Origin of the sequence: Actibacterium pelagium, assembly GCF_002285415.1 — a bacterium.
In the GTDB taxonomy this organism is placed as follows: domain Bacteria; phylum Pseudomonadota; class Alphaproteobacteria; order Rhodobacterales; family Rhodobacteraceae; genus Actibacterium_B; species Actibacterium_B pelagium.
In genome coordinates this window covers 364,671-378,566 of record NZ_NSBU01000007.1, presented here as the reverse complement: position 1 = coordinate 378,566, position 13,896 = coordinate 364,671, and the positions used below count along the sequence as shown (strand labels likewise).

General features: G+C 56.3%; 15 protein-coding genes. 9 read left to right on the top strand and 6 right to left on the bottom strand.

Annotation, left to right across the window (positions count from 1 at the left end; genetic code table 11):
• Positions 1-34: 34 nt before the first annotated feature.
• On the bottom strand, positions 35-1,129 hold the full coding sequence (hppD, locus tag CLM58_RS10785) for a 4-hydroxyphenylpyruvate dioxygenase (RefSeq protein WP_095595939.1): 1,095 nt from the start codon (positions 1,127-1,129) through the stop codon (positions 35-37).
• A gap of 133 nt (positions 1,130-1,262) precedes the next feature.
• Here hppD and CLM58_RS10780 point away from each other — a divergent pair, with 133 nt between their 5' ends.
• The 7 genes from CLM58_RS10780 (at position 1,263) to CLM58_RS10750 (ending at position 6,312) form a co-directional block, all read left to right on the top strand.
• The gene (locus tag CLM58_RS10780; RefSeq protein ID WP_095595938.1) at positions 1,263-1,718 is read left to right on the top strand and encodes an Lrp/AsnC family transcriptional regulator; all 456 of its coding nucleotides are present in this window, start codon (positions 1,263-1,265) and stop codon (positions 1,716-1,718) included.
• 65 nt (positions 1,719-1,783) lie between these two features.
• On the top strand, positions 1,784-2,356 hold the full coding sequence (locus CLM58_RS10775; protein WP_095595937.1) for a DUF2199 domain-containing protein: 573 nt from the start codon (positions 1,784-1,786) through the stop codon (positions 2,354-2,356).
• Between the two features lie 18 nt (positions 2,357-2,374).
• Positions 2,375-2,953 carry a DUF2199 domain-containing protein gene (locus CLM58_RS10770; RefSeq protein WP_095595936.1) on the top strand — a complete coding sequence of 193 codons (579 nt, stop codon included), beginning with the start codon at positions 2,375-2,377 and terminating at the stop codon, positions 2,951-2,953.
• Between the two features lie 46 nt (positions 2,954-2,999).
• Entirely contained in the window at positions 3,000-3,641 is a 642-nt protein-coding gene (locus CLM58_RS10765; RefSeq protein ID WP_095595935.1) for an SDR family oxidoreductase, read from the top strand.
• 90 nt (positions 3,642-3,731) lie between these two features.
• Positions 3,732-4,517 carry a 5'/3'-nucleotidase SurE gene (gene surE, locus CLM58_RS10760; RefSeq protein ID WP_095595934.1) on the top strand — a complete coding sequence of 262 codons (786 nt, stop codon included), beginning with the start codon at positions 3,732-3,734 and terminating at the stop codon, positions 4,515-4,517.
• Positions 4,514-5,155, top strand: a complete 642-nt coding sequence (locus CLM58_RS10755) for a protein-L-isoaspartate(D-aspartate) O-methyltransferase (protein ID WP_095595933.1) — start codon at positions 4,514-4,516, stop codon at positions 5,153-5,155. Before surE ends, CLM58_RS10755 begins: the two co-directional genes overlap by 4 nt.
• A 53-nt stretch (positions 5,156-5,208) precedes the next feature.
• Positions 5,209-6,312: a peptidoglycan DD-metalloendopeptidase family protein gene (locus CLM58_RS10750; protein WP_095595932.1), complete on the top strand. Its 1,104-nt coding sequence runs from the start codon at positions 5,209-5,211 to the stop codon at positions 6,310-6,312.
• 116 nt (positions 6,313-6,428) lie between these two features.
• On the opposite strand, the gene CLM58_RS10745 is transcribed toward CLM58_RS10750, so the two are convergent.
• Together CLM58_RS10745 and CLM58_RS10740 are read right to left on the bottom strand one after the other, a co-directional pair.
• Positions 6,429-8,342, bottom strand: coding sequence for an ATP-binding protein (locus CLM58_RS10745; protein ID WP_143226558.1), 1,914 nt, complete (start codon positions 8,340-8,342; stop codon positions 6,429-6,431).
• A gap of 9 nt (positions 8,343-8,351) precedes the next feature.
• Positions 8,352-9,089 carry a phosphate/phosphite/phosphonate ABC transporter substrate-binding protein gene (locus tag CLM58_RS10740; protein WP_198950964.1) on the bottom strand — a complete coding sequence of 246 codons (738 nt, stop codon included), beginning with the start codon at positions 9,087-9,089 and terminating at the stop codon, positions 8,352-8,354.
• Between the two features lie 374 nt (positions 9,090-9,463).
• On the opposite strand from CLM58_RS10740, the gene CLM58_RS10735 reads away from it, so the two are divergent.
• Together CLM58_RS10735 and chrA are read left to right on the top strand one after the other, a co-directional pair.
• The gene (locus tag CLM58_RS10735; RefSeq protein WP_095595929.1) at positions 9,464-10,444 is read left to right on the top strand and encodes a sulfotransferase family protein; all 981 of its coding nucleotides are present in this window, start codon (positions 9,464-9,466) and stop codon (positions 10,442-10,444) included.
• Positions 10,434-11,663, top strand: a complete 1,230-nt coding sequence (chrA, locus tag CLM58_RS10730) for a chromate efflux transporter (RefSeq protein WP_095595928.1) — start codon at positions 10,434-10,436, stop codon at positions 11,661-11,663. The genes CLM58_RS10735 and chrA overlap by 11 nt, the downstream gene beginning before the upstream one ends.
• Here the strand turns inward: chrA and CLM58_RS10725 are convergent.
• Genes CLM58_RS10725 through tatB form a run of 3 tightly spaced genes read right to left on the bottom strand, consistent with a single transcriptional unit; the run spans position 11,660 to position 13,892 of the window.
• A complete protein-coding gene (locus CLM58_RS10725; RefSeq protein WP_095595927.1) occupies positions 11,660-12,505 on the bottom strand; it encodes an ATP-binding protein in 846 nt (281 codons plus the stop codon). The genes chrA and CLM58_RS10725 overlap by 4 nt on opposite strands.
• Entirely contained in the window at positions 12,502-13,434 is a 933-nt protein-coding gene (gene tatC / locus CLM58_RS10720; protein WP_095595926.1) for a twin-arginine translocase subunit TatC, read from the bottom strand. The genes CLM58_RS10725 and tatC overlap by 4 nt, the downstream gene beginning before the upstream one ends.
• Positions 13,431-13,892, bottom strand: a complete 462-nt coding sequence (gene tatB, locus CLM58_RS10715) for a Sec-independent protein translocase protein TatB (protein WP_095595925.1) — start codon at positions 13,890-13,892, stop codon at positions 13,431-13,433. The genes tatC and tatB overlap by 4 nt, the downstream gene beginning before the upstream one ends.
• Positions 13,893-13,896: the final 4 nt, after the last annotated feature.

The window sequence follows — 13,896 nt, the reverse complement described above, 5'->3', positions numbered from 1 at the left end:
GCCCTTTTTCTATTCTTAGCACTCTTCCCAGCCGTTATTCGGCGGCAAGCTCTCCTGTTTCGATCTGCTCTTGTTCGATCGATTCAAAGAGCGCCTGAAAATTCCCTTCGCCAAAGCCATCGTCGCCTTTGCGCTGAATGAATTCAAAGAAGATCGGGCCGACCAAAGTTTTGGAAAAGATCTGCAACAGGATCTTGGTTTCGCCACCTCCCAAGACACCCTCGCCATCAATCAGGATCCCGTGCTTCTGCATTTGATCCAACGGCTCTTGATGACCTTTCACCCGATCCGTGCTCATCCGGTAATAGGTTTCCGGCGGCCCCGGCATGAAGACAACGCCATTTTCGGCAATCGCATTCACGCTTTCATAGATATCATCGGTTCCCAAGGCGATGTGCTGGATGCCCTCGCCGTTGTACTTCTTGAGATAGGAAACGATCTGCCCTTTCTCACCCCGGTCTTCGTTGATTGGAATGCGGATCCGCCCGCAGGGTGAAGTCAACGCCCGGCTGTAGAGACCAGTGAACTTTCCCTGAATGTCGAAGAAGCGGATTTCCTTGAAGTTGAACAGATCGCCATAGAACTTGAACCAAACGTCCATGTTCCCCTTGAAGACGTTGTGCGTAAGATGATCGAGGTAATAGAACCCCTCGCCCTTGGGCTTGGATTTGTCGATCCAATCGAACTCCTCGTTGAACGGCGAGGTGGTGTAGTACTGATCGGTAAAATAAATCAGGCTGCCCCCGATCCCTTCAATCGCAGGCCAATCCAGTGTCTTGTCCGCTCCCTGATAAGGGGTCGCACCATTCTTCACGGCATGATCAAAGGCGTGCTGTGCATCAACCACGCGCCAGCCCATTGCCGAAGCACAGGGCCCATGCAGGTCCGCGAACCGCGCCGAGAAACTGTCAGGTTCGGCGTTCAGCAGGTACGACACATCGCCCTGCTGCCAAAGCTCTACCTTCTTGGTCTTGTGATTGCCGACATGGGCGAAACCCATCTTGGTAAAGGCATCACGCAGGGACTGAGGGTCTGGATGGGCGAATTCAACGAATTCAAACCCATCAGTGCCTGCGGGGTTTTCACCTGAAATCGTCGCGCGCTTTGCGTTATGGGGGAAAGGTCCCATCTGGCATCTCCTGTTTTCCTAAGATCAGAATGACACGAGACAGATGCACCTTTTGCGCAAAACGCGCCTTACTAGCGGAAATTTTGCGTGATATGGTGCATTATATCGCTTAAATACGCACAAATACCGCATCATGCTCGACCAGATAGACAAAACCCTACTCTCTAACCTTCAGGCTGATTCCCGTTTTAGCGCGCAGGAATTGGGTGAACTGTGCGGCCTTTCCGCAAGCCAAGTCAGCCGCCGCCGCCAACGGCTAGAGGCCGATGGACTGATCCGAGGCTACACCGCAAAGCTGGACCCCCAGAGAGTGGGGCTGGCCATTCAGGCCTTCGTGCAGGTGCAAATGGCCAAGCATGGCACAGAACCCGCAGGGGACTTTGCCCGGCTGGTCGAACTGCGCCCTGAAATCACCTCTGTCTGGACCTTGACCGGCGAGGCTGACTATCTGCTGCGCGTATATTGCGCTGATCTGGAAGAGCTTAATCACCTTGTGCAGAACGTCCTTCTTGCCCATCCGCATGTTGCCCGGGTCCAAAGCCAGATCGTGATGAGTCAACTGAAGCAGGACGCCCAACTGCCGCTTTGACTTTTGCCCCCTTGAATGCAGCAAGGAATGGACGCAGACAGAACCCACCCCGCAGGAGACAGTTGATGAACCTTCTTGACCTCGACAAACGCTGGCAGCGCTTCAACGACGCGAACCGCGAATGCCCGTGCTGTGGTCAGACCTACGGCGGGGTGTTCGATATTGGCTTCGATCACCCTTTGACGTGGCCACACGAAAATCGCGCCGACAGCGGACAAGAGGTGATCGAGAAGGACGATGACAAGCTAAGCGCCGACCTGTGCCGTGTTGGCGATGATCGGTTCATTCGCTGCATCGTCGCCTTACCCATCCGTGGCAGCGATGAAACCTTTGCCTTTGGCGCCTGGGGCAGTGTCCACCCCGACCACTTCGCCGCCTATGTTCAAGCCTGGAACAGCGGCGATTGGAGTGGTTTCGAGGGTTGTTTTTCTTGGCTTTCCAACGATCTTCCCGGCTTCGAAAGCGAAGAGCCCATCGCGTGCAATCTGTGGATCGGCGAGCCCGGAGAGCGCCCCGCCCTGCAAGCCCAAGGCGGTCCGCTGAAAGAAGCGCAAGAGAACGGGATCAGCTTCGATGACCTGCTGGACATCTACGCTGCGACGGGCAACGATATTCGCGCACATCTGACCTCAGACTGACCGCATCAAAGGCCCGACATGATCGACATTCAGAACGACCTGCGTTGGAAACGGTTCAACGATCCCGACCGCATCGCGCCAAACAGCGGGCGCCAGTTCAACGGGATGTTCCCGATCGACTTTGATCACCCGCATCCTTGGCGTCATGTCAGCCTGCAAGTCTCAGGCGAAGATACCTTGGAATTCGGTGACGACCGGCTGACTGCGGACCTATGTCAGGTCGGTCAGTCCTTCTTCATTCGTGGAGAGGTACGACTACCCCTTCTGGGCACCAAAGAGGCGCTTGTCTACACACCTTGGATCAGCGTTTCCCTCGACAATTTCAAAAGCTACTTGAACAGTAAGCAGTCTGGCGATTTTTCCTCATTTTCAAGCGCGAACGGGTGGATGATGAACTATCTCCAAGGCTGGGATATGACCAGCTGGCTGCCCGCCACCTTGAACTTTATCGCCGAAGCATCCCGCCCGGTGATCGATGTCCACCCGCACCACCACCCGATCAGCATGGCGCAGCGCAACGGTGTCAATTTTGATCAGGTGCTGGACCTATATGCCGCCGCGGGCCACGACATTCGGCCGCATTTGCTAGAGGATTAGACGCTCTCTCTTGACCTTGCGTGCCAGTTGCTCCACACCCCCGCCCATGACCAAACTTGCCCTTATCACCGGTGCCTCGCGCGGCTTTGGCGCGGCGGTTGCCGAGGCCCTCGCCCCGACCCATCACGTGATTGCCGTGGCGCGCACCACTGGCGCGCTGGAAGAACTGGATGACCGCATTCAGGCGAAGGGCGGTCAGGCGACACTGGCGCCGATGGACATCTCGAACATCGATGCGATGCGTCACCTGTGCCGGTCGATCCATGACCGTTGGGGTAAGCTGGACCTTTGGGTTCATACCGCCATCCACACCCCGCCCCTTTCCCCCGCTGATCACATCGCGGAAAAGGACTGGGACAAGACGATCAACATCGACATCAAGCCGATTGGCATGCTGATCCCGTTTATCTCGCCCCTGCTGCACGCCTCTGGCGCAGGACAAGCCGTGTTTGTCGATGACAGCAACGCGGGCAAATTCCACGGGGCCTATGCCGCCGCGAAAGCCGCGCAGCGCGCCCTGTTTAGCGCGTGGGAAGCCGAGACAGCCACAGCTGAGGCACTGACGGTTCAAGCTTTTGAGCCCGCGCCCATGGCGACCGCGACCCGCGCGCGCTTCTATCCCGGCGAAGACCGGACGCCGCTGGCCGACGCCCATGCAGAGGCCGCACGTCTTTTGTCAGCGCTGTAATCAGGCTTTCTTGCGCTAAAACTGCCTGCCCGCTTGCTGCGATTCACCTTGTGTTCTATGCAGAACCAAGACCAATAAGGCGGGCGGTACATGCGTATTCTTCTTACCAATGACGACGGCATCAACGCGCCGGGACTAGAGGTTCTGCAGGCCATCGCCGCAGACATCGCGGGCCCCAACGGCGAAGTCTGGACCGTTGCCCCCGCGTTTGAACAATCCGGCGTCGCGCACTGCATCTCTTACACCCGCCCATTCATGGTCTCGGAACTTTCCGAACGCCGCTTCGCAGCCGAGGGCACACCCGCCGATTGCGTGATCGCTGCCCTTTACGACATCATGCAAGAGACGCCGCCTGATCTGGTTCTGTCTGGTGTGAACCGCGGCAATAACTCGGGTGAAAACGCCATGTATTCCGGCACTCTTGGCGCCGCGATGGAGGCCGCGTTGCAAGGCCTGCCCGCGATCGCCCTGTCGCAATATCTGGGCCCCAAAACCTATGGCAAACCGTATCAGTTCGAAGCCGCCGCGCAGCATGGGGCCGCCACGGTCCGAAAGCTGCTAGAACACGGCGCTTGGGACGAAGGGGATTACCGGCTGTTCTACAACGTCAATTTCCCACCCTGCCGTGGTGATGAAGTCTCGGGCCTTCGCGTATCCCCCAAGGGGTTCCGCCGCGACACCTACTTCCGCGTTGTGCCACAAGACAGCCCCACAGGCCGCCGCTTCCTTTGGGTGACTGGCGGCAATCAGCAAGGCCCCACCCTGCCCGGCAGCGACGTGGCCGAGAACCTGAATGGATATATCAGCGTTACTCCGATGCGCGCCGACCTCACGGCCCATGACCAACTGTCCGGTTTGAAAGAGCGCCTCGAATGACCACCGCAGAGAACCAGATGCGTTTCATGTTTGCGCTCCGCTCTCACGGGGTGACGGATCCGCGTGTTTTGACCGCGATGGAACAGATCGATCGCGGTGAGTTCGTGAAAGAAGGCCTGTTCTCGGATCGCAGCTATGACGACATGCCGCTGCCTATTGCCTGCGGGCAGACCATCAGCCAGCCCTCTGTCGTGGGGCTGATGACGCAAGCGCTGAATGTCGGCCCACGTGACAAGGTATTGGAGATCGGCACTGGCTCTGGTTATCAGGCTGCGATCCTCAGCCAGCTTGCGCGCCGTGTTTATACGATCGAACGGCACAAACGGTTGGTGCAAGAGGCCAAAGAGCTGTTTCAACGACTGGACCTGCACAATATCACCACCTTGCATGGCGACGGATCCCGCGGATTGCCTGAACAGGCACCCTTTGATCGGATCATCGTCACGGCCGCCGCCGAAGATCCACCAGGTCCGCTCTTGGCGCAACTGCGAGAGGGCGGTATTATGGTCGTACCGGTTGGGCAGTCTGATGCCGTTCAAAGCTTGATAAAAGTGACGCGGACTGCCGACGGATTTGAATATGACGAGTTGCTTGCGGTACGTTTTGTACCCTTGCTGGAAGGGCTCGGTCGCGATTAGAGCAGTTATCAAACCCCGGAAAAACATGGGGATAGAATTGAGGAACACGCGCTATGACAACCTTTAACCTCCACCGCCTTGCGGTGTCTGGCCTGTTGTTGGCCACCTTGACCGCTTGCCAAGCGCCCGATTTTGATCTTCGCAATGGCACCAGCATTGACACCACCAACGCTGTCCGCAATGCGGCGCCTCGCCCCGAACCGGACGCCCGTGGGGTGATTTCCTACCCGACCTATCAAGTCGTGGTCGCGCGTCCAGGCGACACGGTCGCGACCGTCGCCGCACGCGTGGGTTTGAACGCGCAAGAGCTGGCCAGCTACAACGGATTAACGCCAGAGACCCGCATGCGCCCGGATGAAATCATCGCATTGCCCACTCGGGCAAACGGCAGTGGCACGATCCAACCAGACGGCGAAATCAGCATCACAACACTGGCCGGCAACGCGATTGAGCGCGCCGGTGGCGGGCAATCGACAGCGGGCACAACTCAGCCTACCGCGGACACACCTGTGCGCCACAAAGTAGAGCGTGGTGAAACAGCATTTTCAATCGCGCGCCTCTACGGGGTTTCGGTACGCGCCTTGGCAGATTGGAATGGGCTTGGCCCCGATCTGCAGGTGCGCGAGGGCCAGTATTTGTTGATCCCGGTTTCGGCAGAAACCCAAAACGTGACCACCACAACAACCAGCCGACCCGGCGGGACCAGCACTGTTTCTGCACCGCCCAGTTCCGGTCAACCGTTACCAACCGAAACTGTTACGACTGCGGCAGTTCCGGCCAGTGACTTTTCCTCGCAAAGAAGTTCCAGCACTCGGTTCCAAATGCCGGTCAGCGGCAAGATCATTCGTGATTATCAGAAACGAGTGAATGATGGGATCGACATTGCGGCCCGCGAAGGGGACGCCGTTCGTGCCGCTGAAAGCGGAACTGTCGCGGCGATCACGCGCGATACCGAAGGCGTGCCGATCCTAGTACTTAAACACTCGGGCAACCTTCTGACGGTTTATGCCAACATCAAAGACCTTAAGGTGAAGAAGGGCGACTCTGTCTCGCGCGGTCAAACCATTGCCGCCGTTCGAGGTGGTAACCCCAGCTTCCTTCACTTCGAGGTTCGGGAAGGTTTCGACAGCGTCGATCCGACGCCCTACGTCAATTGACCTGTTTCATCGGCGACGCTTGCCTAATGCCCATAACAGCCGCGTTTCACGGGCAAGTGTCACGGTCAGTTTCCGAAGGGTGAAGTCGGCCTTTCATCTTGAAAGGCCTACTACCCTCAAGCGGCTTGAAAGTAGGTTTCCAGCTCAAGCACTAGCTTCTTCTTCGACAGGGGCTTGGCCAGGAACCCGTTCATTCCAGAGGCAATGCAAGCCTCAATGTTCTCGGGAAATGCGCCCGCACTTAGCCCCAAAATAATCGTGTTAGCCATTTTGGCGGGCCCCTTCCGAATTCGGCGTGTCGTCTCAAGACCATCAATGCCAGGCATGTTCACATCCATCAGGACAAGGTCGAATTCTTCGTCTTCCAGCCGCTCCAATGCCCTCATCCCGTTCTCAGCCGACGACGGTGCGTGCCCCATCGACTTCAGGATTGCACTGGCGATTTTTAAATTCGTGCGGTTATCATCGACAATCAGCACACGCAGACCTGTACTCTCAACCGTCTCAGCCATCTTGGGCACATCTGTCCGCACAGGCATAACATCATCCTGAAGTACCAACTGTGCCACTTTTGCGAGCGCCGGGGTTTGTTTCGGCTGATCTTCTGCTTCCACCAACGGCAAAGTGAAATAGAAGCGACTACCTTCCCCAGAGCGGCTATCGACCTGAAGTTCTCCCCCCATCGCTTCGACCAGAAGTTTGCAGATCGACAACCCAAGCCCGCTACCCTGAAACTCTCGGTTGCTCCGGTTGTCGACCTGAGTAAACCGCTCAAAGATCTTTGCCTGATCGTCATCGGAAATGCCGATTCCGGTATCCACTACTTCGAATTGGTATTTCGACGACGAGGTACCGTCACCAGCGGGTTCAACCCGTATCGTTAGCTCGCCCTGCGGCGTGAATTTAATCGCATTGCCGACCAAATTTATAAGCACCTGTCTCAGCCGGTCAGGATCGCCCACAACGTTCTGATGGCACCTCGCATCAAGCTCGACGTTCAAGGACAGCCCCTTTTGGCGAGCGGAAACCTGGAACATACCCGCTACTTTCTGGACGAGTTCGTGGAGGGCAAAAGTCTCACTTCGGATAACAAACCGACCTTCGTCCAATTTCGAGATATCCAGAATGTCATCAATGATGATTTTCAATGCCTTGCCAGAATCCTGAATCGTTCCAACCAACTGCCGTTGCTCCGGCGACATAACCCCTTCCAACAGTAATTCTGCTGCGGGGATGACGCCATTCAATGGCGTTCGAATTTCGTGGCTCATCATGGCAAGGAAGCGCGACTTCGCCTCGGCTGCACGTTGCGCCTCGTCGCGAGAAGCGATCAGCTTCTTTTCATTCTGACGAATGGTCTGACGCATCTTGCCGAAACTTCGTGTCAAAAGTCCGATCTCATCGCTGATCCCATCTGGGAGCCGCGCGTCATAATCACCAAGCGAAAGTTGGCGTGCTGCCGAGGCTAGCAACGCAATTCTTCGGACAACCCAACGCTCGAACAGCAGGCCAAGCAAAACCAGAAGTCCCAAGAAGACAACGCTTAACAGGATCGAAAGTTCCCGCACTTGCTCCCGGATTTCTCCAAGATCTCCTGAGATGTCGGATCCGACCCTCAGGGTTGCCAGCTTTCGCCCTTCGAAAACAATGGTTTTCTCGGCAAAAATGGTGGCGCCTTCCACCTGCTCTTGAACTGATGACAGCGGGTAAAGCAACTGCCCGCTCATATTGGTCAAAGTGACCTGTTCCCAATTTGGGATCCGTGCCTGGGTGCTGTCCAAGGTCTCAAATATCGCACCAAAATCGTTTTGCAGAAGAAATGGCACCAAAGCGTCTGACAGAATCTCTACTTTGAGTTCGAGACTTTGAACCTGAGCCTCAGTCATGACGCGTTCGACGCGGGGCTCCCAAAGCAAGGACATCCCCAGAACACAGACAAGCATCACCAACGCCAGAATGGCGACAAAAACTGTTCTTAGCCGAAAGCGCCGCTCAGGGGGCTTTGGCGTTACGTGCTTGGTGTCCAGCAAAGCTCTCCCCTAGTTCACTACGATGAATTCATCCAGACCCATCGCACTCAACGGTTTGTATTCCTTGAGGCTGGTAGGAACGGCTTCAAGAATCGGAACTTGCTCTAGAATTTCACGACCGTATCCAGACTTCCAAAGATCAAGGAACGCGGCTTCCACAGCCTCCCGAACATGTTTCGGAACCCGTGGATGAACTGAGATTGGGTGCGGGGGCACGCGTGCGGTTTCATAGAGAACCCGCAATTGTTCTGAAATCTCAATAGGTTGAGAGCGGAACGTTCCCATAACGCCACCGGCTGCTGCGACCTGCTTTAAGATCACGTTGAGATACGCAGAGCTATGGGTCGACACATAGTTCGGTTTAAACGCGACCCCGTGCGCCTTCGACAGATCCGAACGAATCATCAGTGACGCACCAAGTGCATTCGGCGCGGGAAATGCGATTTCCTTACCGTTCAGATCTTGGACCGACTTGTACGGGCTGTCCTCGCGGACCACCAAGATCCCGTAAAGCTGCCGAGCCCCATCGCGGATGAACGGCTCGTACCCCTGCGCATCATTCGCCAGAATGGCATGATATGGGTTCATATAGGCGAAATCATAGTCGCCGTTCGTAAAAGCCTCTTCAAAATCTGGGATACGGGGCGCACCGAGAATTTCGAACTCAAATCCTGTACGCGTTTCCAGTTCCGAGAGGATTGGCTCCCAGATTCGGGCCAGCTTTCGTGCCTCAAACTGGGGAACCACGCCGAAAGAATAGGTTTCGGCAAAAACGTTTGTACTTGCAGATAGAACAAGCCCACAGACCATAACTGCGCGACGTAAACTGGGATTTATTCGCTTCAACATCAAAGAAAGCCCCACCTTTTTGCTTAACCGGCTGGCCCGGAGAACTCCCCGGCAAGACCAACCCCTTAGATTCAAGAGGGAAAGGCGTTAAAATTTCGATAGCGGCAAAAAGAAGCTCTCTAAACTTTTCACAGATCCCGACCCATTTCGTTAATTCCTATTTCAACAACGTTAACGGACCGTTTATTTTTATTCTCTTTGGTTGAGCCGAGTCGCCTTCGCTCGCCGCTACCTTGCGTTGGCATTTCTGAACCGAACTCGGAGCTTACCAAATGCCCTATTTCATGATCGGAACCCAACGGTCCGGATCAAACCTTTTGCGAGTCATGATTAACCAATCGCCCGAGTTGGTGGCCCCGCACCCCCCTCATATCCTGGAACGTCTGGCCCCTTTATTGCCGGCCTATGGAAATCTGGGGGAAGACAAAGCCTTCATGCAGTTGGTCGAAGATGTCTGTCTATTGATCGACACCAATCCGGTCAGTTGGGAGCTTGGGCAGATTGACCGCTATGCGCTTGCCGCTTCGTGCAAGGAAAAATCTCTGGTGGCTTTGTGTTTCGCGATACACGAGCAATTGACCCAGAAAAATAACGCGCGTGACTGGGTCTGCAAGTCGCTGGCCAATGTCCATTTTGTAGACGAAATCGACCGGTTTGGTGGAGAAAGCGCGAAGTTCATCCACCTGCATCGCGATGGCCGCGACTCTGCCCTGTCCTTCCAGAAAGCGATTGTTGGCGAAAAAACACCATTCCACATTGCCCGTCAGTGGCATGAAGAGCAGCAAAAAGCACTGGCCCTCGAAGCACGTCTACCAAAAGAGCGTTTCTGCTCTGTCGCCTACGCTGACTTGGTTAATGACCCAGAGACCGAACTGCGCCGCCTTTGCGACTTCATGGAAATCGATTTCCGTTTTGACATGCTGGAGTTCCACCGTTCGCGCGAAGCTGCCAGTACCTCTCAGGCCGGGAAAATGTGGAGCAACGTGCAAAAGCCCGTGATGAAGCAAAACACCAGCAAATTTCTTCGGGAAATGTCGCCGGAAGATATCGCCATCTTCGAATCCGTGGCGGGGGACTCGCTTGTCGCCTTGGGGTATCCTTTGACCAATGGGTTCGATCTGGAGAACGACCGCCTGAAGGAAGAAGCCCTAAAAAAGGCAGATCCCGCGGACCTGCAACGACGCAAAGCGCAGGCCACGGCCATGAAGCAGATCAAATCCCGGCTTTTGGGTGAACAACGAAATGTCGCATGAACAGACGGCCAGTGAGAACAGCTTCCCCTCTTTGTGGCGCCTATTCCTGATCTTCTTCAAGATCGGATGCGTCTCGTGGGGCGGCTATATGGCCTTGGTTTCGGTCGTCAGAGCCGAGATCGTAGAAAAGCATCGCCTGCTTCGCGACGATGAAATCATGGACGGCATCGCCTTGGCGATGCTGCTTCCGGGGCCCGTCGCGGTGAATGTCGTTGCCTTTGTCGGCAATCGCCTGCGCGGAACCCTTGGCGCAGCCCTATGCGCCACTGCGGTCATCTTACCGTCCTTCTTCCTGATGCTGGGTTTCGCCACGGTCTATTTCGCATGGGAAGGTCAGGAAGTGGCCGAAAAAGCCCTGTCGGCCATCATCCCGGCAATTGCTGCGGTTATCGCCAATGCGGCGTTGAAGATGCGCGGCAAAGCTTTGCCCGGACCTTTGGAATGGACTTTGGCTGCGATCGCTGCAGGCTTGATCCTGTTTGTTGGCGGCATCTGGATCGTGGCGGCGATTATCGTGGGTGCCGCTACTGTTGGCATGCTGCGCTTTCGCCTTAGCTCTCGCACAGAAACCTCTGCCACTGCTCACAAAAACCCTGTTTCATTTGGATTAGGGTCGTGGCTCGCAATGGCTTTTCTGGTCGGGTGTCTCGCCCTCTTCCTTTTGTTCCCCAGCCTGGATATCACGTCCCTCAGTGCGCAACTATTCTCGCTGTTCGCAGGGATGAGCCTGATGCTCTTTGGGGGCGGCTATATCTTCATCCCGATGGTGCAAGAGGCCGTGGTAGGCGCGCAGGGTTGGCTTGGTCCAGATGAATTCGCCGCCAGCATCGCCTTGGGACAGGTGACCCCCGGCCCCATCCTGATCAGCGCGACTTTCGTGGGCTATAAGGTCGCCGGCATCGCAGGGGCGATTGTCGCGACAATCGCGATCTTCCTTCCCCCCGCCACGCTGATCGTTCTGGCTGCAAACCAGTTAGAGCGTATCAGCCACCACGCATACTACAAAGCGGCCCAAAGCGGCATAAGGGCTGTGGTCTGCGGAATGATCATGGCGGCAGCCGTGTCGTTGCTGCGGTCGATCGACTTTAGCGGAGGCTTGGAAGAGGCGTGGCCCCAATTGGCGATCTTCGGCGTGTCCCTGATCGCCCTCGCCGGGTTCAAACGCGATGAGGTTTGGGTGATCTTGGCCGCCGGATTGGTCGGACTGCTGTTGCCTTAGATCCTGACACCGCGACGACCTGCAAGGTCGCAAACAAATTGCCAAGCCACCCGGCCCGAACGCGCGCCACGGGTGGCTTGCCATTCAATCGCCTCGGCCCAAAGCGTGTCTTCGTCGATCTCGATCCCGAAAGCCGCGCAATAGCCCCGAATCATATCCAGGTATTCATCCTGACTGCACGGGTGGAAGCCCAGCCACAGGCCGAACCGATCAGACAGAGATACTTTCTCTTCGATCGCCTCGGACGGGTTGATCGCGCTTGAGCGTTCATTCTCGATCATATCGCGGGGCATCAGGTGACGCCGGTTGGAGGTCGCATAGAACAGCACGTTGTCCGGCCGCCCTTCGATCCCGCCATCCAGAACCGCCTTCAAGGATTTATAATGCTGATCATCATGGCTGAACGACAGGTCGTCACAGAACAGCAGGAAACGATGCTCTGACGCGGCCCGTAGGTGGTTTAGCAACCGCGACACCGATGGCAGGTCTTCGCGCTGAAGCTCTACCACTTTCAATGGCAACCCCTCGGCATTCACCTGCGCATGGACCGCTTTTACAAGGCTGGACTTACCCATCCCCCGCGCGCCCCAAAGAAGCGCGTTGTTGGCGGGCAACCCTTTAGCAAATTGCCGGGTGTTGTTCAGAAGCGTGTCGCGCGAGCGATCAATGCCGATCAGCAGTGACAGGTCCACGCGCGCCACATCCGGAACGGGCGCCAGATTGTCTGGCGACACGTGCCACACAAAGGCGTCCGCAGCAGAAAAATCAGGCGCGGCCAGAGGCGCAGGAGAGCGACGCTCCAACGCCTCGGCAATGCGGCGCAAATAGACTTCGCTACTCATTCCTTTGAACCGTCCGCACTGTGCTCTGCCGCGTCTGCAGCTTCGTCAGCATCAAAAGCGTTCTCTAGGTCATCGTCGTCGAACCAAAGGCCCTGCTCTTTCAGCTCTTTCTCGCGTTTCTTTTCGACGCTGCCGACAAGGAAAATCGAGATCTCATAAAGGCCATAGACCACCGTGAACAGCAGCACCTGAGTGGTGACATCCGGGGGCGTGACCAAAGCAGCAACCGACAAGATACCGACAACCGCGTATTTCCGCGTGTTGCGCAGGCCCTCGGCGCTGGCAAGACCCGCCTTGCCCATCAGGGTCAGAAGAACCGGCAGCTGAAAACACAGGCCGAAGGCCACGATCATTTTAAGCGTGATATCAAGGGTTTCGTTAACCTTACCGTTAAAGACAATGTCGATCCCGGTGTCTTCTGCGGTCTCGGCAACGCCAGTGCCCTCTACGAACATGGCAGCCACGAATGACGGCAGATCCGCGAACCCAAGGAAGAAGTTCATCGCCAGAGGAACGACGACGAAATGGGCAAACGACGCGCCCAGAAGGAATAGCACGGGCGACGCGATCAGGAACGGCAGGAACGCGTTCTTTTCGTTCTTATAAAGGCCCGGCGCAACAAAGCGCCAAAGCTGATAGCCGATCACCGGGAAGGACAGTGCCAGTCCGCCCACCACAGAGATACGAATCAACGTGAAGAAATATTCCTGCGGCGCGGTGTACTGCATCACCGGGTTGGGATTACCCAAGGACCGCATGGTCTTTTCGATCGGAACCAGCAGGAAATCAAGGATCATCCCGCCGACCGTGAAACAGATCACCATCCCCACAAGGAAGGCGGCGACGGACCAGATCAGGCGCGAGCGCAGCTCTGCCAGATGTTCAATCAGCGGCGCGCTGGAGTTGTCGATCTCGTCCTGATCGCTCATTCTTTGGCCTTTCCGGGCTCTTTCAGAGGCGCATAGCCTTCTTCATTGTCGACGTCGGCCGCGGCGGACTCTTCAACCTGACGATCAAGCGCAGACTTGGCGGTCGCATTCCTGATCTTTTCTGCCATCTCTTTGCGCTCTTCCGTCATTTCGGCGGTCTTGGGCGCATCAGAGGTTTCAGGCGGCTCCCAAGCGGTCAGCTCGTCTGCAGCCTTGTTGATTGCATCCAAACCCATCTTTTTGGGGTTGGTTGCGCTTTTCAGGTCCTTTGCGACATCCTTGACGCCTGCGTCATCCGCCGCGTCCTCCATCGCGCGCTGAAAGTCGCGCGCCATTCTGCGAATCTTTGCCGTGAACTTGCCCAAGGTCCGGAACAGGTCCGGAAGGTCCTTGGGGCCGATCACGATCAACGCAACGATGCCGATAACCAGAAGCTCTGACCAGCCGAGATCAAACATAGAA

Bases quoted from the DNA above. Each gene is read 5' to 3' on its own strand.
- hppD (WP_095595939.1), bottom strand. From the start codon at position 1,129: ATGGGACCTTTCCCCCATAACGCAAAGCGCGCGACGATTTCAGGTGAA.
- CLM58_RS10780 (WP_095595938.1), top strand. From the start codon at position 1,263: ATGCTCGACCAGATAGACAAAACCCTACTCTCTAACCTTCAGGCTGAT.
- CLM58_RS10775 (WP_095595937.1), top strand. From the start codon at position 1,784: ATGAACCTTCTTGACCTCGACAAACGCTGGCAGCGCTTCAACGACGCG.
- CLM58_RS10770 (WP_095595936.1), top strand. From the start codon at position 2,375: ATGATCGACATTCAGAACGACCTGCGTTGGAAACGGTTCAACGATCCC.
- CLM58_RS10765 (WP_095595935.1), top strand. From the start codon at position 3,000: ATGACCAAACTTGCCCTTATCACCGGTGCCTCGCGCGGCTTTGGCGCG.
- surE (WP_095595934.1), top strand. From the start codon at position 3,732: ATGCGTATTCTTCTTACCAATGACGACGGCATCAACGCGCCGGGACTA.
- CLM58_RS10755 (WP_095595933.1), top strand. From the start codon at position 4,514: ATGACCACCGCAGAGAACCAGATGCGTTTCATGTTTGCGCTCCGCTCT.
- CLM58_RS10750 (WP_095595932.1), top strand. From the start codon at position 5,209: ATGACAACCTTTAACCTCCACCGCCTTGCGGTGTCTGGCCTGTTGTTG.
- CLM58_RS10735 (WP_095595929.1), top strand. From the start codon at position 9,464: ATGCCCTATTTCATGATCGGAACCCAACGGTCCGGATCAAACCTTTTG.
- chrA (WP_095595928.1), top strand. From the start codon at position 10,434: ATGTCGCATGAACAGACGGCCAGTGAGAACAGCTTCCCCTCTTTGTGG.
- CLM58_RS10725 (WP_095595927.1), bottom strand. From the start codon at position 12,505: ATGAGTAGCGAAGTCTATTTGCGCCGCATTGCCGAGGCGTTGGAGCGT.
- tatC (WP_095595926.1), bottom strand. From the start codon at position 13,434: ATGAGCGATCAGGACGAGATCGACAACTCCAGCGCGCCGCTGATTGAA.
- tatB (WP_095595925.1), bottom strand. From the start codon at position 13,892: ATGTTTGATCTCGGCTGGTCAGAGCTTCTGGTTATCGGCATCGTTGCG.